The organism is Siminovitchia sediminis (assembly GCF_042680885.1).
Classification (GTDB): domain Bacteria; phylum Bacillota; class Bacilli; order Bacillales; family Bacillaceae_C; genus Siminovitchia; species Siminovitchia sediminis.
The window spans coordinates 1-19,742 of the sequence record NZ_JBHUEO010000020.1; the positions used below are offsets into that span (position 1 = coordinate 1).

Below are 19,742 nucleotides of genomic sequence, written 5' to 3' on the forward strand. Positions count from 1 at the left end.
AGACAGGTCTAGGTGGATGGGAATCTTTTTCTTAAAAATAAAAACACAAAAATCTAGATACAAGTCGTCTAAATGTAAAATAAAAAAGCCTGTAGAGAAAAAAACATATACTTTCTCTACAAGCTGCAAGACAGGCATAAGCCTGTCTTTTTTTGTGATTTTATACATATAACCGTTATTTTAATCAATTACCTTGTCCTTATTGGCGTTTTCGAGCATATATCCTGAACTGGACAAATAAGATGATACCAACACGATAAAAAATAGAGAGTGCTTGAGGTGAGTAATCGTTTATACAAGGCCTACATTCAACTCTATATAATGTTTAATTCCTGTAAAATGAGCTTGATTTGTAAAAGATGATTTTCTACCCGTGCAGTATGCTGAGGAACAGAATGTTCCCAAAACAGCAGACCCAGTATATATATACAAAAGACGAGTCTCATTTCACACTCCTCACATCCAATTCAGGGAGGGCGAGTGGTGTGCACGATTACATCAAAGAGCGAACGATCAAGATTGGAAGGTATATCGTGGAGACGAGAAAAACAGTTCGCGTCATTGCGAAGGAGTTTGGCGTATCCAAAAGTACAGTCCACAAAGATTTAACAGAAAGGCTGCCGGAACTTAATCCGGAATTGGCCAACCAGGTAAAAAGCATTTTGGAATATCATAAATCCATTCGGCATCTTAGAGGGGGGGAGGCAACAAAGCAGAAGTATAAAAAAGCCGAGCTGCAGAAATAGTTTGGACCGGAGAAGGCAAAGGCCTTCTTCTTTAGGTTTTCTGATTTCATAAGGCCCGGGTTACCGAGCAGAATGAAGGTCAAAGGCACCTTCACAGGTTTTTCTCCAGCGCTTGTCGCCCCCGGGCAGCCGCCTTGCGCTTTTCTATATTGTCCGGCTCCAGGCGGCAGGGGCTCGAGGTCGCTTCAAAAAACCAATGAAGGTCAAAGGCACCTTCACAGGTTTTTCTCCAGCGCTTGTCGCCCCTGGGCAGCCGCCTTGCGCTTTTCTATATTGTCCAGCTCCAGGCGGCAGGGGCTCGAGGTCGCTTCAAAAAACCAATGAAGGTCAAAGGCACCTTCACAGGTTTTTCTCCAGCGCTTGTCGCCCCCGGGCAGCCGCCTTGCGCTTTTCTATATTGTCAAAAAAACTAAAATTTTGTCAATCCCTCATTCCTTTTGGCGGGAAGGGTATGATAAAATATATACTTGGGATATGTGTGTGCAGCGGCCATTTACATAGTTTTTAAATAGATAAAGGTAGGGATTAAAGATGTTTGCAAAAGATATCGGCATTGACTTGGGGACGGCCAATGTTCTCATTCATGTAAAGGGACAGGGAATTGTTTTAAATGAACCTTCGGTTGTGGCTATAGACCGCAACACGAACAAGGTGCTGGCGGTAGGTGAAGAAGCAAGAAGAATGGTCGGGAGGACACCGGGAAATATCGTAGCTATACGCCCTTTAAAAGACGGGGTCATTGCCGATTTTGATGTGACAGAATCCATGTTAAAATATTTTGTCAATAAGCTGAATGTAAAAGGATTCCTGGCCAAGCCGCGCATCCTTATATGCTGTCCGACCAATATTACCAGTGTTGAGCAGAAAGCCATCAAGGAAGCTGCTGAAAAAAGCGGGGGTAAAAAAATATATTTGGAAGAAGAACCGAAAGTTGCAGCCATCGGAGCAGGCATGGACATCTTTCAACCAAGCGGAAACATGGTTATTGATATCGGCGGAGGTACAACGGATGTAGCCGTCTTGTCCATGGGAGATATCGTTACATCTGCATCGATTAAAGTGGCTGGCGACAGCTTTGACAATGAAATCTTAAATTATGTAAAGAAAGAGTACAAGCTGTTGATCGGAGAAAGAACAGCAGAAAATATAAAAGTCTCAATTGGTACCGTGTTCCCCGAGACGCATAATGAAGAAATGGAAATACGGGGACGTGATTTAGTTAACGGACTTCCGAGAACCATTACCGTGAATTCAAAAGAAATTGAAGCTGTATTGAAAGAGTCCGTGGGTCTTATTGTACAGGCTGCCAAGAACGTGCTTGAAAAAACTCCTCCGGAACTGTCTGCAGACATCATTGACAGAGGTGTCATTCTTACAGGCGGAGGTGCGCTTTTGCATGGGATTGACCAGCTGCTCGCGGAAGAGCTGCGTGTTCCGGTGCTTGTTGCAGAAGAACCCATGGATGCAGTAGCTAAAGGAACCGGAATGATGCTGGAGAATATTGATCGAATCGCCAAGGCGAACGTATAACAGGAGGCGTTTCAATGTTAAGGGGTCTTTTTACTGCTGCATCTGGGATGTATGCTTCGCAGAGGAAAACAGAAATGTTGACGAATAACATGGCGAATGCCCAAACCCCTGGATATAAAGCAGATCATACGCATGTGCGTGCTTTTCCTGACATGCTTCTCTCCAGGTTTGAAGCCGGCAATCGCCGAACCGAGCGTGTGGGTACATTACATACAGGCATGTATGTCCAAGAGATTGTTCCAAGGTTCATTCAAGGGGACTTGATGGAGACCGGCCGTTCCGGTGATCTTGCGCTTACGGACAGGGGTGAGGGGACTGCTTTTTTCTCTGTTGACCAAAATGGGCAGATATCCTACACGCGAAATGGCCGTTTTACCATTGATCCTTCAGGTATGCTGACCACAGAAAATGGCTGGCCTCTTTTGGATGAAAATGGCAATACTATCCGCCTGAACAGCGATCAATTTGATATAGATGACTTTGGCCGAATTACTGAAAATGGTGTCCCTGTTGCCCGGTTGGGAATTGTTCGGGCAGATGAGCCGGAAGCCTTATCCAAAATGGGAGACGGCTTGTTTCAGACTGAAAATAATGCTCCCCTGCCCCTTGCAGGCAATGCAGATTTTTCTGTCTCCCAAGGCTTTATAGAGAGAGCCAATGTGGATATTACACGTTCCATGGGAGATATGCTGGCGGCCTACCGCACTTTTGAAGCGAATCAAAAAATAGTCCAGGCCTATGACCGCAGTCTTGAAAAGGCAGTCAATGAAGTGGGCAGGGTCAATGGTTAAGAGGGTGAAGTCTAAATGAACAGGACAATGCTTACAGCAGTTAATACATTGGGGCAGCTTCAAAAGCAAGTGGACTTGATCGGACATAACTTGGCTAATGCTGAAACTAGCGGTTTTAAAAAAAGAGAAGCCTCTTTCTCAGATTTAATTGCACAACAGATCAATAACCACTCTTCGGTTGAATCGGAAATCGGCCGGCTTTCGCCCTTGGGTATCCGCCAAAGTCCCGGTTCCGGGATTTCTCAAACTTTCATGTCGACAGGCCAGGGTTCGTTAAAAAATACCGGAAGGCCTCTTGACCTTGCTTTTACAAAAGAAAATCAATACTTCAAAGTGTTGGTTCAAGAGGGCGGGGAATCAGCACTACGATTTACACGAAATGGTGAATTGGATATTGTCCAGGCCGGCGGCCAGTGGCTGCTTGCTACAAAAGATGGTCATCCTGTTTTAGATGCAAATGATCAGATCATTGCCTTTTCAGATCAGGTAGAGGACATCAAAATGGACCGGTCGGGTACAATGGAGTTCAGATTAGCAAGTGGTGAAACACAGGTATCACAACTGGGAATTGTTGCTTTATTCAAACCCCAGTTTATGGAAGCCCAAGGAAATTCGCTGATTGGTCTCCCGGATCAACTCGATGCCGGGGTGAACGTCAATGACATATACATGGACTTAATTGGAGCCAACAGGGCAGATGTTGGTCTGGAGCAAGGGGCCCTGGAAGTCTCTAATGTGGATGTGGGACAGGAAATGGCTCAACTGCTGACAACGCAGCGTTCCATTCAATTTCAATCAAGATCCATAACGCTTGCTGATCAAATGATGGGTCTTATTAACGGTATTCGTTAGTTTTGTCGTTCATACTTACATGAACAAACCGCCAAAAGGAGTTTTTTTCTATGTCGATCAGCAAAGAACAATCAAAAGCAAAAGAAGCGCCGAAAAAAGAGCAGCCCAAGGAAAAACCTGCTGATGATACAATAAAGAGAATTAAGGTCCGCTTAATCCCCATTTGGCTTAGAATCCTTATTGTAGCTGTGTTAGCTTCAATCAGCTTATTTATAGGGGTTGTCATCGGATATTCCGTCATTGGCGATGGAAAGCCCGCAGATGCACTAAAAATAGAAACATGGACACATATCATTGATATCGTTCAAAAAGAAAGTGAGGGCTGATGACAGCCCTTTTTTAACAAGAAAGAGTTACATGTAAACCATAGGTTCGGAAGATGAGCGGGGAAGCACTTTCCACATTCTGCAGTAAAGCAGAATGTACCCAAACCACTTACTGTCTCACGGGGTCACACCTGAAAGGCAATCATGCGGCTGAGTCCTCGTTTTTGCGTGGCTAAACAGTTTTTTTGCTTGTGTTACTACTATTTGGGAGGAATTTTGTATGATGGATATTCAGCAAATCAAAGAGATTATCCCTCACCGATATCCGTTCTTGCTAGTGGACCGGATATTGGAGATTGAAGAGGGAAAAAGGGCGGTTGGCATAAAAAATGTCTCTGCCAATGAAGAATATTTTAATGGACATTTTCCGGACTATCCGGTGATGCCCGGTGTTCTGATTGTTGAGGCTCTTGCACAAGTCGGGGCTGTTGCGATGTTAAAGAAAGAAGAAAATCGCGGGAAGCTGGCTTTTTTTACAGGGATTGATAAATGCCGGTTTAAGCGCCAGGTAAAGCCCGGCGATCAACTTCAATTAGAAGTGGAAATGATCCGGGTAAAAGGCCCTGTCGGGAAAGGCAAAGGAATTGCCCGTGTTGGGGATGAGTTGGTTTGTGAAGCAGAAATTATGTTTGCGCTAGGGGAATAAAAGGAATAATTCCTGTAGGGGTCCATAAAAAACAAAAAATGTTGAAGAATTTTAGAGGATTTGGGAAAGCTAACATCAGACCAGCAGGTCCTGTTCAAAATGGAAATCGGCAAAGCCGAGCTTACCCACAAAAAGTGGGACTACAAAATCTGAAAGGAGCTTACCTAAATGAATCCGAAATTCGGAAAAATCATTGGAGCAGCTGCATTATCCTCCCTCCTTCTTGTAGGATGTGCAAACAATGATCAAGAACCCCCTCCACCAGCAGACAACGGAGTCGAAGACAACGGGGGCAACAACAATAACAATGGTGTTGAGGACACCGACGGTACCAACGACAACAACGGTGTAAATGACAACGATGATCTTGACATGAACAACGACGTGGATGAAAACCTGGATAATGGTGACGTGATGGATGGTACTGATGACAACAACATGGATAACAATGATTTAAGGAATGACGAAGAGAATAGGTAAACATTTGAGAGGGCTGTTCCGCGCAATGTCGGAGACAGCCTTTTCATTTGGATGGTATTCTTATTTTTTCTCTGCCGGCTGTTTCATCCGCATCCTTGCTTTAAATTCCTTCAAGAGTTGTTCTCCGGAAAGTCCTTCTTTGATCAAATCGTCCAGAAGTAATTCCAGGTACTCATTTCGCCGCTTGCTGAGTTTGCCTATAAATAAGATACTCACGTGGTCTTTTACATGTTTAATGGAATGAATTTTTACAGTGAAAGGAGCCGGATCGTTTGCAGCATGAGTAATGATGACCCGTATTTCAAAAGGTTCATCTTTTTCCTTAAAAGATGTAAAGTAAGATTCAAATCTTTTTTCGACATATGCTTCAATAATCCAGCTTCCATCTTCACTTTCCTTATTGATGATTAACCCGTCTGTTAGTGGAATGTTCTTGGAGTGAAGGTCATCGATGACTTGCAGGGCTACGATTTTAAATGTTTTCAAATCGAGTCTCCTCCATATCGGCTTTTTTCAAGTATATCATGTTTTTTCTTCCTCTACATAAAGCGAAAGTTTCGTCATATATTGCCATAAATCACTTTTTTAAAAAAATGCGTATAATTGCCATATCTCTATATAGATCGATCCAAACGATAAATTTCACTTGTACAAAAGGAAATGATCAAGGTGATTTTTGAGAAAAAAATGAATTATCGCCATTTTACATAAAATAGCTTCGATTATACACTTAGAGTACCATATTTAAAGGAGTGATCCATTGATCAATCAGGTAACACTGGTCGGGAGGCTGACCAAGGATCCGGATCTTCGTTATACGGTGGAAGGGAGAGCTGTTCTGAACATTACCCTTGCCTTAAACCGTCACTATCGAAATTCACAGGGTGAATATGACGCCGATTTTGTCCTTTGTACCCTTTGGAACAAGACTGCAGAAAATACGGCAAAATACTGTGTGAAAGGATCTATTGTTGGGGTAACAGGAAGAATTCAGACAAGGCATTATGAAAACCCCGAAGGGAAAAGAGTCTATGTCACTGAAGTGGTGGCAGATGCCGTAAAATTTATGGGAGGGCGTCCAAAAGAAGAAAGACAGGCTGGCCAGGCCGGAAAACAAGCAGAGGAAGTCAGGGAGGTGAACCGTTGATAAGGGAAAGGCAAGGAGAGTCATTGGAGCGATTAGTCAGCGATTTAATCTTTAAACTGGGAAAAGCCCATCAGCAAATCCATCATTTAACCCAGCGGGTTGAACAGCTTGAACATTTGTTACATCAGCAAACACCCGGACTTTTTCTTCAACACAAATCTAAAACCTCCTAGAGAAACATGATTCCATTCATGTACAGTCCCCGCTTTTCTTTTATAACATCCCCGCTAGCCCTCCCCATGTGGAAGACCAGCCCGAATGAGCTGGTCTTTTTTCATTGTGTATTTTATTTTAAAAAGTATTTCCAAAAAGCCCGGTCTGATCAGGAGTGAAACTTAGTGTCAACCCGCAAATTGTTTCTGGACTGATGAATATGATCCGAAGTCTATATACCCGCATAGTTCGGAGATACGGGAGTCCATGAATCCTGCTGCTCCTTATCCATTGGTATCCAAAACGTCATTCCGTTAAATACGACCACACCATTGACTGTCTCCTTTTTTCCGTTGACATAGCGGATGTTTTGGTTGGCGGGGTATTGAATGGTCAAGCCAGCTTTTTCAGCAATAAAAACAGGCTGTCCAATGTCTCCTTTCTGAATCTTGGTTCGAAACCCTTTGCTCTCAAAATGTTCCTGTGCAGAAACAAATTTCTCATCTGTGAGTTTGGCGAGAGAGGGAAGCTGCAGGTGCTTGACGACATATTCTGCAAGCTCTGTATTGTTCAAAAGTCCAGTCGGATGATGTTCGACACCTGCACCCCCGTAACTATAAAGAGAAACATCCTCTCCAGAATGCCCTTTAGTCGTAAATCCAAGATTTGCCCGTCTTGCCATCATTTGAACCATGGTCTGTTCAATGTTCTGCCCGTTTTTAAGTTTTACCAATTCTTGAGGAGAGACGCCGTCCAGTCCATAGCTGTTCAAGACCTCTTTTAAGTTTGATCGATCCGGCTTCAATTGGGAGAGGGCACCGGTTACCGTATATTTGGCCTTTTTCAAAGGTGCGACAAAATGATCAGGCGAAGTGTCCGGATAGGTCTTGTCCGTCCTATTATTTCCCATCGTCAGACCGCCGTTACCATGATCAGCTACTGCAATTAAAAGAGTTTGCTGGTCCTCTTTTGCAAAAGTAAGAGCTTCTTGTACAGAAGCATCAAAAGCCAGTATCTCACTGATCATCCCAACCGGGTCATTTTTGTGACCGGCGAAGTCTACCTTGCTGCCTTCGATGAATAGGAAAAACCCATTGTGGTCTTGACTGAGTAAACGAAGTGCTTTCTTTGTCATTTCAGCCAAAGAGGGCTGTTCTGGATGAAGTACCTTCCGATCCAGTTCGTAGGCCAAATCCTCATCTGCAAAATAACCGTAAAGGGGGAGACTGTCGGACTGAAGCAAATCCTTTTGGGTACGGATTGCATTCCCTTGTTTGTCAGAGGCGGAAAAAGCATATCGTTTCCCGCCGCCGAGGATCAGATCAATGTTTTGGTGTGCCTGCTGCCAGCCGATTTCCTCTAATCTATGTCTGCTGATGGAGTGTGCCGAAAAAGCCGCGGGAGTTGCATGCTGGACAGGAGCCGTCGCAATCAATCCGGTAGCTAAACCTTTCTCCTGAGCGGCCTCCAAAATATTGGCAACCGGCCGCCCGCCGACTGTCCCATCCTGTGCCTGGTATGGAACCATTCCGATAAAGTCCATTGTTGTTTTATGGCCTGTGGCCATAGCGGTTGCTGCTGCAGCTGAATCGGTAATGGCTGAGCGGAGAGAATATGTGCGAACACCTCCCGTCAAAATTTCGTCCAAAGCGAGAGGCTCCCCTTTAAAGTGTCTGGCAAGCGTAATGACATCAGAATTGGTTCCATCCATGACCATAAAGATGACATTTTTTCGTGGGCCTTTTTTTTCGGCTCCTGCATGAAGCGGAATACTGAGTAAAAGACAACAGATAAGGGAAAACCCGGCTATTTTCTTAAACATGCGATTCCTCCAATATAAGGTGGTCATTCATTATATTATTTGGAGAATTGTGGGGTTTATTCGAAGGGGGAGTGGAATAGAGCCAAAATAACAACATCCAAAAAAGCTGCATGCCCATCGGCTTTGCAGCTTTTTTGATATTAATACTATATGCTCGTGTCATGCTTAAACGCAAGGGTCTGTAAATAAGGAAAAACTAACATCAGATTTTGGAAGCCGTAAACGGCCTCTTTAGTTGTAGATGATTGTGCCTGCGTTCATCCGTTAAACGGAAGCTCGCCTATTGCTCTCAGTAGAATTTTTTATAGCCGTCAAATTTGCTTTTCCAATAAGAATTGTTGAGGCTTGCAATTTCAACTCCGTTGTTTCCGGCATGGATAAATTGGTTGCCTCCAAGGTAGACCCCCATATGGGAAATGCCTTTTTTATATGTATTCTTAAAGAAAACCAAATCTCCTGGTTGAGGACTGCTTATATAATATGAGCGATTATAGTAACCCTCTGTGCTCGTTCTGCTGATATTATGCCCCGCTTGCTTAAATACGTAATAAATAAATCCGCTGCAGTCAAAACCTGATGGACTCGTTCCTCCCCATGCATATTTTGTCCCCAACTGCTGTTTGGCCACAGAAATTACATTGCCGGACGAAGATGCAGCAGGCTTGGAAGCAGGTGCAGCCGTTTGTTTGGCCGGAGTGCTGGAAGCAGCGCTGCCACTCACCTTGAGGGTTTGTCCAGCGTAAATTAAATCCGATCTTAACCCATTGATTTGCTTTAAGTTCGCTACGGTTGTACTGTATTTAGCAGCGATTTTTCCGAGTGTATCCCCGCTAACCACTTTGTACGTGGACCCGGTGCTGCTGGAACCGGCAGAAGATGATGCGGGTGCAGCAGCTGTACTTGACGAGGAAGCAGGTGCTGCGGAGCCGCCTTGCCTTACCTTTAATGTTTGCCCCGGATAAATAATATTTGAAGAGAGGCCGTTCCATTGTTTGAGTTGACTGAGTGAGATTCCGTGGGCATTGGCAATTTTGATTAAATAATCTCCGGGCTTTACAGTATATGTACTGCCGGAACTGCTCGTTGCACTGCTCGCTTTTGCGGAGCTCCGGGCAGAGGTGCTTGCAGAAGTTCCGGAGCCGGAGCTTTTGCTTCCATCTACTCTCAGTACTTGTTTGGGATAAATGATATCTGATGACAATTTATTTAACTGTTTAATATTGGATACCGTTGTTTTATATTGATTGGCAATTTTCCAGAGTGTGTCTCCGGGCTTCACCTGGTACTGTTCTGCAGCAGATGCTTTTCCAGAAAAAGTCGCCATTAATGCAACAGTTGCTACACCGCCCACTAACTTTTTCCGCATGATACATTCCCCCCAGTTTATATAAAGCTCTTTTTCTGAAATTCTAGCATAAATTCCTGCCAATTCATGATATTTTTACAAAATGTTACATGTTTTTAATAATAAAACCATATATTACCAGATTTATAAATGGATTTTCTTTTCATCTCATCCCCTGTATCATAGAATGAAAGGGAGAAGGACTTCAGGAGGTATACGATTTGGAAAAAAAGAACCGATTTGAAACCGATGTGATACATGCAGGCTATGAGCCATCTGACCATATGGGGAGTTTGGTTCCCCCTCTTTTTCAGACATCGACATTCACTTTTCCATCAGCACTTGAAGGGGAAAGGCGCTTTGCCGGGGAATCTGAGGGGAACATTTATTCAAGATTGGGTAACCCGACGGTTACGGCTCTTGAAAGGAGAATGGCCGTTTTGGAGGATGGGGAAGGAGCCCTCGCGTTTGCTTCAGGAATGGCGGCAGTCAGTGCAACGCTCTTACATTTAACAAACACAGGCGACCATATTGTATGTTCTGATGGCATTTACGGCTGTACCTTCGGTTTGCTGCAGCTCATGGAGAAAAAGTATCACATTGATCATGACTTGATCAGCATGGACACTGAAGAATCATTGAGAACTGCCCTTCGCGAAAATACTAAAATAATTTATGTGGAGACGCCGATCAACCCGACGATGAAATTGGTGGACCTTGAAATGATCGTCCGCGTCGCAAAAGAACGGAATATACGCGTGGTAGTAGACAACACTTTCTGCTCACCGTATTTACAAAGACCGCTTGCCATCGGCTGCGACTTTGTTGTTCACAGTGCCACGAAGTATATTGGCGGTCATGGAGATGTTGTAGCAGGGCTCGTTGCGGGAAAAGACAAAGAAGCGGTGGATGAAATGAGATCAACGGTCAGGAAAGATATTGGAGGGATCATGTCCCCGTTTGATGCCTGGCTTTTGATGCGGGGGTTAAAGACGCTGCCAATCCGGCTTGACCGCCACTGTGACAATGCCGAAAAAATTGCAGAGCGCTTGAAAAAACATCCAAAGGTAGGAAAAATGTTTTACCCCGGAGATCCGGACTTTCCTCAATATGAGCTGGCCAGCCGTCAGATGAAGCGCCCTGGGGGAATGATCAGCTTTGAAGTGAAAGGCAGTAAAGAAGCTGCTCAGAAGCTGCTGGATTCAGTAAAACTGATCCGGCTTGCGGTCAGCTTGGGTGATACAGAGACTTTGATTCAGCACCCGGCTTCCATGACGCATGCTGTTGTTCCGGAAGAAGACCGGAAGAAAATGGGGATTTCCGACACGTTAATCAGAATGTCTGTCGGATTGGAATCCTGGGAAGATATTTGGGAAGACCTGGAACAGGCTCTGAACAGCATATAATTACTGCATATTCCAAAAACCTTGCCATACATTGAGTCGATGGCAAGGTTTTTTATTTTTGCGGAACCGGCTGGTTGCCATGATGGTTCCTAAACATTCTTGTCTGCAAAATTTTCGTTATCTATCATTTTATTATTGTGTATGAAAAAAAGGAGCTTTATAATGAGTGATGTTCAGCAATTTTGTTTATGAATGCCTATAGTGGCAATGGACACTTGTTGAATGTAAGCGGACATTACTGCCATGACCATGACAGGATGTTTCTGTGCCATGTTAGGAGGAAAAAGACATGAAGGTGTTAATCTTTAAAACCCCAGAAGAAGCCACGGAAGCTGCTTATGATATGGTAATCAAGCGGTTTGATGAAGGCCTCAAAACGATCGGTCTAGCCACGGGAAGCACTCCTTTAAAACTTTATGAAAAGCTCCGTCAATCCAATAGAGATGTATCACATATCACCACGGTAAACCTGGATGAATATGTGGGGTTGGAGCCTGATGATCCTCAAAGCTATAACTATTATATGAATGAGGTGTTGTTCAAGTATATGAACTTTGCCTCTACCAATGTTCCAAATGGAGTTGCCGAGGATTTGGAAAAAGAATGTGAGCGTTTTGAAGAAATTTTGCGCAGACACCCTGTAGATTTACAGATATTGGGAATGGGTCCAAACGGTCATATCGGTTTCAATGAACCGGGGACTTCTTTTGATTCCGTGACACATGTAGCAGAATTGACTCCTTCTACACGGGAGGCAAACAAACGTTTTTTTGAAAAGGAAGAAGATGTTCCGAAAAAGGCAATTACGATGGGGATTTCCTCGATCATGGATTCAAAAGAAGTCATGATGCTTGCGTTTGGAGAAGCGAAAGCGGAGGCTGTCAGGTGTATGGTCGAAGGGCCTGTGACAGTAGATTGTCCTGCTTCAGTCCTGCAGAATCATCCGAATGCCATCATTATACTGGACGAAGCCGCAGCCGGAAAATTAAAGAAAAGCGAATAGCACAATAGGGAAAGCCGCCCCCCTTTCCGGGGACGGCTTTAATGTTGCAATACACCGATTAAGATGTGTTTCAGCACTTGCTTGCAGGTTATATTTTTTAAAGCTCCGCGATTCAGCCGATGGGGTTCCAGCGGTGTAATAAACGGTGCTTCTTTGACAGTTTTTCCGGGGCGGGTTACATATAATTCCCCGGTTTGTCCCCCGCTGGTCACTGCATAGAGGCCGCCGTCTTCCAACCCTTTTTCAATTTCCCTTTTTTCGGTTATCCCGTTTTCATTCAGGACCCAAATAAAAGATTGATCGCCTTGATCCCTTATGCTTTTTGCGAAAACAACCGGAACACCCTGCATTTCATTTAGGATAATATCAGCCGTCACGTGATAACCGTACTGCACATCGCTGTGCTGTTCATCAAGTGTAACCGTAAAGGGGTACAGGCTTGTTCCATCGTCAGCCCCCGCCGGCATCCTTGTAATTTTGCTGACTTCTCCGGTCGGCCGGCTTTCAAAAAGGTGTGATAGAATGTTTACCCTCATTCCTTCCTTTACTTCTGGCAACTCTTCTTCCGTAAGTTTTCCTGTCAGAACTTTTTCATTGGACGCAATGGTGATGACCTGTTTTTCATTTGGTCTCAATTTCTTCACAATTCCATCCACGGGACTTGTAACGGCTAAGTCATCTCTTTCGTTTTGAAGGAATGCTTTTTGTTTCTCCAGCTTTTCAATTTCCGCCTCAATTTTTTCGAGCTCAAGTCTTTTCTCGCCAATCTCTTTATCCATTGTCTGCTGCCATTCTGACGGGTCTGCGCTTTGGGGGTTCTCAAGTGCTGTCCATGGATCCCATTCTTCGAAATCAGTTGCCTCTCCGGAATAAACGGGGTCTGCAAAAGTATCTGCTGATGCTGGCGGGGTCAAGCTGCTCCATTCATCAATCAAAGCTTCCACACTATTTCTTTTGGCCAGAAGACTTTCGATTTCCGAATCCAAAAATGAAGTCTGGCGGTCTACTTGATTGCTTTGATAGATGAACAGGGTGGTTCCTGCCTCCACCTGATCACCTTCTTTAACAAGAAACTCTTCTATTGTTTTTTCTTGATCAGCCATGATATATATCGTGTCAGCTTCCTCAATAACGCCGTCCGCAGCAAGCGAGTGGACAATATCCGTTTCCCTTATTTTTGACCAGTCACTGATGTAATTGATGCGGCTGACGCTGCCATTTTCCCTGGTAATTAAAATGGTATTGGCTGTGATAAACAGAATGACTCCCAATACCATGAGTACGCGAATCCATTTATTCATTTTTCATTACTCACCTTCATCATAGGATGACCTTGAAATCCAGAAAGGCCAAAGTTGCCTTTCCGATCCACGAAATGATATGTATGCCGATGATGATCATAAACAATATGAGCGGCCTTTGACTGCTCAACATGCGCAAACCGTAAAGCTGAAATGCAATCACCCAGAATTTAAACAGGGATATACTGCCAAGAAAGTAAATAAAAAAAGGATGGCTCATCATATAATGGGCGGCAGGCCCCAAAGAAAAAGGTGATGAGAACCAGGGCAGATTGAATTGTACGGCCAAAAATATATTCAACGTATTTTCAGCCAGCAAGACAGGGAATATAAAAGACTGCAAAACGACTAGCTTGGCGTAGGGAACATCTGTTAAAGTCCAAAACCACAGTGCATGAAAGAAGATGATAAGAGCAGCATAAAAAAGTCCCAGGATCAGCCTTCCTGCGGCAAAGGAACTTTTCAGCCATTCAAATTCTTCGGGAGACCTCGTGATTAATTCAGAAGAAAAGGGATTGGACCCGATGCCCAAATAGCCGGAAATGGCAAAAATAAAAGCGCTTATCAGAAAAAGCAGAAAAATTTTCAGTTTCAACCTGTATATACTTTCTGCTTTGTGCAGCTGAAAAAAATGCTTATGAGGATCAAAAAGACCTTTTAAAATATTAAGCTGGTAAACCACCATGCATCACCTGTTTCCTAATCCTTCCACTTTCACCATTTTACCTTATAAACCCTATTTTTTGAAATTACCAAGTGGAAAAAATACTTTTTATAAAAATATATGGTTATCGATCAAACTGTCGTGAGGTGTCATATAAAATTTAAGGTATATATTATTGAGTGAAAAACCATTGTAAACGATTGCATTTATCAAAACATTTTGAGGAGTGCAAGATTCTGAAAAAAGGTTGACGAATCAAGGAATCAACGGTAAGATTAGGAACAATGTAACATTTTAATATACGTAATTTTACTATCACGCGAGAGGGGCGAAAAATGGTGAGTGAGCAGTGGATTTTCCTCAACGGCAGCTATGTAAAAAAAGAAGATGCTGTCATTTCGGTATACGACCATGGATTTTTGTACGGAGACGGTGTGTTTGAAGGGATCCGCTCATACAGCGGCAATGTTTTTAAACTTCATGAGCATCTTGTTCGTCTTTATGAATCCGCAAAATCAATCATGCTTGAAATACCGTATACACAAGAGGAAATGACTCAGATTATCGTTGAAACTCTCCGTAGAAATGAATTGAAAGACGGATATATTCGCCTGGTCGTCTCTCGTGGTGTCGGAGATCTCGGGCTTGATCCGGCAAACTGCCGGGAGGCTTCTGTCATTGTTATTGCCGAACCGCTCCGGATCTACCCCAAAGAGTTATACGATACAGGAATTGAAATTGCAACGGTAGCCACCCGAAGAAATCGTTCGGATGTGCTCAACCCGATGATTAAATCTTTGAACTACTTAAATAATATTTTGGTAAAAATGGAAGCGAACCTGGCAGGCGTTCCGGAAGCTCTGATGCTGAATGACCAGGGCTACGTTGCAGAAGGTTCTGCTGATAATATATTCATAGTAAAAGATGGCAAGCTGCTGACGCCGCCAGGGCATGTTGGCGCACTTGTGGGAATTACAAGAAACACAATTATTGAGATTGCCAGGGAAAAAGGCTATGAAGTGGAAGAGGCAATGTTTACCAGACATGAGGTCTATACTGCAGATGAAGTATTTCTCACTGGAACAGCAGCCGAAGTCATTGCTGTTGTAAAAGTCGATGGACGTGTCATCGGAGAAGGTAAACCGGGACAAGTGACAAACGACCTCCTTGCCGCCTTCCGTGAACAAACAGTGAAAGACGGAGTCAAAGTATACGACGAACCAGTACATGTCAGCTAAGTAAAGAGGGGGAAGACGATGCGCAGTGATATGATAAAAAAGGGGATCGATCGTGCCCCTCATCGAAGCCTGTTATATGCAACAGGAGTCAAAACAAAAGATTTGGACAAACCGTTTATCGGAGTCTGTAATTCATATATTGATATTATACCCGGCCACAAGCATTTAAACACATTTGCGGAAGTGGTCAAAGAAGCTATTTGGGAAGCCGGAGGAGTGCCGTTTGAATTCAATACCATCGGTGTGGATGACGGTATTGCCATGGGGCATATCGGTATGAGATACTCGCTGCCAAGCCGGGAACTGATCGCGGATGCAGCTGAGACAGTGATCAATGCGCATTGGTTTGACGGGGTATTTTATATTCCGAACTGCGATAAAATCACACCGGGTATGCTGATGGCAGCGTTCAGGACGAATGTTCCTTCCATCTTTGTTTCCGGAGGGCCGATGGAAGGCGGTATGTCATCCGAGGGTGAGCCGCTTACATTGACCTCTGTTTTTGAAGGCGTCGGTGCCTACCACGCCGGAAAGATGACAGCTGAAAAATTGCTGGATATCGAGCAAAATGCATGTCCGACATGCGGATCCTGCTCCGGTATGTTTACGGCAAATTCCATGAACTCTTTGATGGAAATGCTTGGAGTGACCATCCCGGGGAACGGAACCATTGTTGCAACTTCAGATGAACGCCACCGTTTGATTAAAGAAGCGGCCCGGCATTTAATCCGCATGGTAAAAGAAGACATTAAGCCAAGGGATCTTGTAACAGAGCGCACGATTGACGATGCCTTTGCGCTGGATATGGCAATGGGCGGATCAACAAATACAGTTTTACACACTTTGGCTATTGCACAAGAAGCAGAAATAGATTACGATTTATCTAGAATCAATAAAGTGGCAGAGCGGGTTCCATATTTAGCAAAAATTGCACCTGCCTCAGACTACACGATGCAGGATATCCATGATGCCGGCGGAATCAGCGCCATTATTCGCGAACTTTGCGAGATGGGCGCTGTAGAGGCAGACAGGATGACAGTCACTGGTAAAACAGTTTACGAGAATGTAAAAGACAGTGTCATCAAAAATCCTGAAGTCATAAGACCAAAAGAAAATGCATATAGTCCAGTTGGAGGGTTATCCATCCTGTACGGAAATCTCGCTCCAAATGGCGGAGTCATTAAAGTGGGAGCTGTTGATCCTTCCATTAAAACATTCCACGGGAAGGCTATCGTATTTGACTCTCAGGAAGATGCTCAAAAAGGGATTAACGATGGGACTGTTCAACCCGGCCATGTCGTAGTCATCCGCTACGAAGGGCCAAAAGGCGGTCCGGGAATGCCGGAAATGCTCGCTCCTACAGCAGCGATTGCAGGAAGAGGGCTTGGCAAAGAAGTAGCATTGATTACAGATGGACGCTTCTCAGGGGCTTCTCGCGGCATCTCGATTGGACATATTTCACCGGAAGCTGCCGAAGGCGGACCGATTGCACTGGTGGAAGATGGAGATGAAATTTTCATTGACTTAACCAACCGGACGATCCAGCTGCATGTTGATGACGAAGTGCTGGAAGAACGCAGAAAGCAGTTAAAACCATTTGAGCCGAAAATTAAAAAAGGCTACTTGGCAAGATATTCAAAATTGGTTACCTCTGCAAGCACAGGCGGAGTAATGAAAATATAAAATTCAAGGCAATGAAAAGGAAAAAGTGAATGAAGTCCTGCATTTACAGAGAGCCGGAACTGCTGGAAACCGGCAATGCAGTCATTCACGACATCCCCTTGGAGCCGGAATCCTAAAAGCAAGCGCGATTAGGGATTCACGGGGATACTTAGGAGTTCCCGTTATCAATGAATGGCTGATATTCAGCTGTTCTTAAGTCAGTGAGTTTTCACTGTAAAGTAGGGTGGTACCATGAAAAGTTTTTTCATCCCTGCATAAAAGGTTCTCCTTTTGTGTGGGCTGAAAAAACTTTTTTCTTTATATGAATCTTTTTACATGAAAATAAAAAATGAAAGGAAGGCGCTAGTGGTGAGTATAGGTTTCCCGATGAAAACAGGCAGCCAACAATCAGACACGGCCAAAAAGGAACAAGTAAAGACCGGGGCGGACTTGTTTATCGAAGCTTTGCAAAGAGAGAATGTAGAATTGATTTTCGGATATCCGGGAGGTGCCGTTCTTCCCATTTACGATGCCTTATACAAAAACCCCATCAAGCACGTTTTGACCCGGCATGAGCAAGGTGCCATCCACGCAGCAGAAGGGTATGCACGAGTTACAGGAAAGCCGGGTGTTGTCATCGCGACTTCTGGTCCTGGAGCAACCAACCTGGTTACAGGTATTGCTGATGCCATGATGGATTCAATTCCGCTTGTGATTTTCACTGGGCAGGTAGCAAGCGGAGTTCTTGGAACAGATGCTTTCCAAGAATCTGACATTGTGGGAATTACCATGCCGATTACAAAGCATAACTATCAGGTAAATAAGCTTGAAGATCTTGGCCGCATTATCAAAGAAGCCTTCTATATTGCCAACAGTGGAAGACCGGGTCCTGTACTGATCGACATTCCAAAAGATATCGCTACAGAAACAGCAGGCGTTTATCCGGATGAAGCCATCCATTTACCAGGTTATCAGCCTACAACAAAGCCGAATTACCTGCAGCTGCAAAAATTGGCAAATGTGATGGCAACAGCCAAAAAACCACTGATCCTGGCTGGAGCAGGGGTCATATTCGCCAAAGGATCTGAGACTCTCAAATCTTTTGTAGAAAAAACAGGATATCCCATTACAAATACATTGCTTGGTCTGGGCAGTATCCCGGGGAATCATCCCCAGTTCTTGGGAATGGCCGGCATGCATGGAACTTATACATCCAACATGGCCATTACGGAGTGCGACCTTCTCATCAACTTTGGGGCACGCTTTGATGATCGCTTGACAGGGAATTTGAAACACTTTGCGCCAAATGCCACCATTGCTCATATTGACATTGATCCTGCAGAAATCGGCAAAAATGTCCCAACGGATATTCCCATTGTGGCAGATGCGAAAGCAGTGTTGGAAGAGCTGGTTAAAATGGACTTCAACCTTCCTGACATCACTTCCTGGACAGAGCATCTGGAAGAATATAAAGAAAAGTATCCATTCAGAAAACCCGAATCCAATGAAAATGGACTGTCTTCTCCGCATGTCATCAAAATGATCCATGATGCAACAAATGGGGAAGCGGTTGTCACTACGGATGTTGGGCAGCATCAAATGTGGGCCGCCCAATACTATGGTTTCAATGCTCCGAATCACTGGGTAACATCCGGCGGCCTGGGAACAATGGGCTTCGGATTCCCGTCAGCCATCGGCGCTCAATTGGCTGACCCGAAAAAAACTGTAGTATCTATATCCGGTGATGGCGGATTTCAAATGTGTCTTCAGGAACTTTCGGTTGTCAGTGAATTGAACCTTCCTATCAAAATTATTATTTTGAATAACAAATCTTTGGGGATGGTTCGCCAATGGCAAGAGAAGTTTTATGAGGAAAGATATTCCCAATCCCTCATTCCCAATCAGCCTGACTTCATCCAATTGGCTGCAGCCTATGGCATTAAGGGATATAAAGTGGAGAATGAACAGGAAGCAAAGGAAGTATTTGAAAAAACTCTTAACAGCAATGAACCGGTTCTCATCGACTGCCGCGTAATAGAAAATGAAAATGTGTACCCAATGGTTGCACCAGGCAAAGGACTACATGAAATGATCGGGGTGGGAGAATGAAACGCGTTGTAACATTAACAGTCAACAATAGCAGCGGCGTGTTGAACAGAATCACCGGACTAATCTCAAAAAGACAGTTTAATATTGAGAGCATTACGGTCGGGCCTACAGAAAATCCGGGCATTTCCAAAATGACGCTGATCGTTCCAATTGACGATCCGGCAAAAATGGAGCAGCTCTCAAAGCAATTACAAAAGCAAATTGACGTGCTGAAAGTAACAGACATTACCGAAAAAGCGGTAACCCGCGAGCTGGCCCTTATCAAAGTCTCTTGCCCGCCGCCGGTTCGCAGTGAAGTATACAGCATTATTGAACCGTTCAGGGCAACTGTCATTGACATTGGCAAAAATATGATTACTGTCCAAGTCACTGGCGAGCCTTCAAAAGTGGAAGCTTTTATTGAACTTTTGAAGCCTTATGGAATTAAAGATATTTCAAGGACTGGGGCAACCGCCTTTGTCCGGGATCATCAAAAGCAAGATTCACCACAACTATCCATACTACAATTATAAAAGGGAGAT

Annotated in this window: 20 protein-coding genes and 1 other annotated feature; of the genes, 15 read left to right on the forward strand and 5 right to left on the reverse strand. The window is 44.1% G+C overall.

Going from position 1 to position 19,742, the window contains the following annotated elements:
• Nucleotides 1–485: 485 nt before the first annotated feature.
• From spoIIID to ACFSCZ_RS08850, 7 genes are all read left to right on the forward strand, one after another.
• Complete coding sequence (spoIIID, locus tag ACFSCZ_RS08820; RefSeq protein WP_380773540.1) at nucleotides 486–746, forward strand: sporulation transcriptional regulator SpoIIID; 261 nt, start codon at nucleotides 486–488, stop codon at nucleotides 744–746.
• A 531-nt stretch (nucleotides 747–1,277) separates the two neighbouring features.
• Complete coding sequence (gene mreB, locus ACFSCZ_RS08825; protein WP_380773541.1) at nucleotides 1,278–2,276, forward strand: rod shape-determining protein; 999 nt, start codon at nucleotides 1,278–1,280, stop codon at nucleotides 2,274–2,276.
• A 14-nt stretch (nucleotides 2,277–2,290) separates the two neighbouring features.
• The gene (locus ACFSCZ_RS08830) at nucleotides 2,291–3,067 is read left to right on the forward strand and encodes a flagellar hook-basal body protein (RefSeq protein WP_380773543.1); all 777 of its coding nucleotides are present in this window, start codon (nucleotides 2,291–2,293) and stop codon (nucleotides 3,065–3,067) included.
• A 15-nt stretch (nucleotides 3,068–3,082) separates the two neighbouring features.
• Complete coding sequence (locus ACFSCZ_RS08835; RefSeq protein WP_380773544.1) at nucleotides 3,083–3,919, forward strand: flagellar hook-basal body protein; 837 nt, start codon at nucleotides 3,083–3,085, stop codon at nucleotides 3,917–3,919.
• Between the two features lie 50 nt (nucleotides 3,920–3,969).
• Entirely contained in the window at nucleotides 3,970–4,245 is a 276-nt protein-coding gene (locus ACFSCZ_RS08840) for a DNA-directed RNA polymerase subunit beta (protein ID WP_380773545.1), read from the forward strand.
• Nucleotides 4,246–4,465: 220 nt separating this feature from the next.
• Complete coding sequence (gene fabZ / locus ACFSCZ_RS08845; RefSeq protein WP_380773546.1) at nucleotides 4,466–4,891, forward strand: 3-hydroxyacyl-ACP dehydratase FabZ; 426 nt, start codon at nucleotides 4,466–4,468, stop codon at nucleotides 4,889–4,891.
• Nucleotides 4,892–5,059: 168 nt separating this feature from the next.
• A complete protein-coding gene (locus ACFSCZ_RS08850; protein ID WP_380773547.1) occupies nucleotides 5,060–5,371 on the forward strand; it encodes a hypothetical protein in 312 nt (103 codons plus the stop codon).
• 60 nt (nucleotides 5,372–5,431) lie between these two features.
• Here the strand turns inward: ACFSCZ_RS08850 and ACFSCZ_RS08855 are convergent, their stop codons facing one another.
• Nucleotides 5,432–5,857 (reverse strand): YwpF family protein, encoded by a 426-nt coding sequence (locus ACFSCZ_RS08855; RefSeq protein ID WP_380773548.1) that lies wholly within the window; start codon nucleotides 5,855–5,857, stop codon nucleotides 5,432–5,434.
• A 274-nt stretch (nucleotides 5,858–6,131) separates the two neighbouring features.
• Here ACFSCZ_RS08855 and ssb point away from each other — a divergent pair, with 274 nt between their 5' ends.
• Together ssb and ACFSCZ_RS08865 are read left to right on the forward strand one after the other, a co-directional pair.
• Nucleotides 6,132–6,518, forward strand: a complete 387-nt coding sequence (ssb, locus tag ACFSCZ_RS08860) for a single-stranded DNA-binding protein (protein WP_380773550.1) — start codon at nucleotides 6,132–6,134, stop codon at nucleotides 6,516–6,518.
• Nucleotides 6,515–6,691 (forward strand): hypothetical protein, encoded by a 177-nt coding sequence (locus tag ACFSCZ_RS08865; protein WP_380773551.1) that lies wholly within the window; start codon nucleotides 6,515–6,517, stop codon nucleotides 6,689–6,691. Before ssb ends, ACFSCZ_RS08865 begins: the two co-directional genes overlap by 4 nt.
• Before the next feature lie 212 nt (nucleotides 6,692–6,903).
• Here the strand turns inward: ACFSCZ_RS08865 and ACFSCZ_RS08870 are convergent, their stop codons facing one another.
• Together ACFSCZ_RS08870 and ACFSCZ_RS08875 are read right to left on the reverse strand one after the other, a co-directional pair.
• Nucleotides 6,904–8,493: an alkaline phosphatase gene (locus ACFSCZ_RS08870; protein ID WP_380773552.1), complete on the reverse strand. Its 1,590-nt coding sequence runs from the start codon at nucleotides 8,491–8,493 to the stop codon at nucleotides 6,904–6,906.
• A gap of 289 nt (nucleotides 8,494–8,782) precedes the next feature.
• Nucleotides 8,783–9,859, reverse strand: a complete 1,077-nt coding sequence (locus ACFSCZ_RS08875; RefSeq protein ID WP_380773553.1) for a C40 family peptidase — start codon at nucleotides 9,857–9,859, stop codon at nucleotides 8,783–8,785.
• 200 nt (nucleotides 9,860–10,059) lie between these two features.
• Between ACFSCZ_RS08875 and megL the strand changes: the two genes are divergently transcribed.
• Both megL and nagB read left to right on the forward strand, forming a co-directional pair.
• Complete coding sequence (gene megL / locus ACFSCZ_RS08880; RefSeq protein ID WP_380773554.1) at nucleotides 10,060–11,244, forward strand: methionine gamma-lyase; 1,185 nt, start codon at nucleotides 10,060–10,062, stop codon at nucleotides 11,242–11,244.
• 289 nt (nucleotides 11,245–11,533) lie between these two features.
• Nucleotides 11,534–12,247: a glucosamine-6-phosphate deaminase gene (nagB, locus tag ACFSCZ_RS08885; RefSeq protein WP_380773555.1), complete on the forward strand. Its 714-nt coding sequence runs from the start codon at nucleotides 11,534–11,536 to the stop codon at nucleotides 12,245–12,247.
• Nucleotides 12,248–12,285: 38 nt separating this feature from the next.
• Here the strand turns inward: nagB and ACFSCZ_RS08890 are convergent, their stop codons facing one another.
• Together ACFSCZ_RS08890 and ACFSCZ_RS08895 are read right to left on the reverse strand one after the other, a co-directional pair.
• On the reverse strand, nucleotides 12,286–13,548 hold the full coding sequence (locus ACFSCZ_RS08890) for an efflux RND transporter periplasmic adaptor subunit (RefSeq protein ID WP_380773556.1): 1,263 nt from the start codon (nucleotides 13,546–13,548) through the stop codon (nucleotides 12,286–12,288).
• 19 nt (nucleotides 13,549–13,567) lie between these two features.
• Nucleotides 13,568–14,143, reverse strand: coding sequence for a hypothetical protein (locus tag ACFSCZ_RS08895; protein WP_380773558.1), 576 nt, complete (start codon nucleotides 14,141–14,143; stop codon nucleotides 13,568–13,570).
• 407 nt (nucleotides 14,144–14,550) lie between these two features.
• On the opposite strand from ACFSCZ_RS08895, the gene ilvE reads away from it, so the two are divergent.
• The 4 genes from ilvE to ilvN all read left to right on the forward strand — a co-directional run bounded on the left by ilvE (nucleotide 14,551) and on the right by ilvN (nucleotide 19,733).
• On the forward strand, nucleotides 14,551–15,450 hold the full coding sequence (gene ilvE / locus ACFSCZ_RS08900) for a branched-chain-amino-acid transaminase (protein WP_380773606.1): 900 nt from the start codon (nucleotides 14,551–14,553) through the stop codon (nucleotides 15,448–15,450).
• Nucleotides 15,451–15,468: 18 nt separating this feature from the next.
• On the forward strand, nucleotides 15,469–17,133 hold the full coding sequence (gene ilvD, locus ACFSCZ_RS08905) for a dihydroxy-acid dehydratase (protein ID WP_380773559.1): 1,665 nt from the start codon (nucleotides 15,469–15,471) through the stop codon (nucleotides 17,131–17,133).
• A gap of 2 nt (nucleotides 17,134–17,135) precedes the next feature.
• Nucleotides 17,136–17,388 (forward strand) — a binding site (T-box leader).
• Between the two features lie 111 nt (nucleotides 17,389–17,499).
• Entirely contained in the window at nucleotides 17,500–19,221 is a 1,722-nt protein-coding gene (ilvB, locus tag ACFSCZ_RS08910) for an acetolactate synthase large subunit (protein WP_380773607.1), read from the forward strand.
• On the forward strand, nucleotides 19,218–19,733 hold the full coding sequence (gene ilvN / locus ACFSCZ_RS08915) for an acetolactate synthase small subunit (protein WP_380773560.1): 516 nt from the start codon (nucleotides 19,218–19,220) through the stop codon (nucleotides 19,731–19,733). The genes ilvB and ilvN overlap by 4 nt, the downstream gene beginning before the upstream one ends.
• Nucleotides 19,734–19,742: the final 9 nt, after the last annotated feature.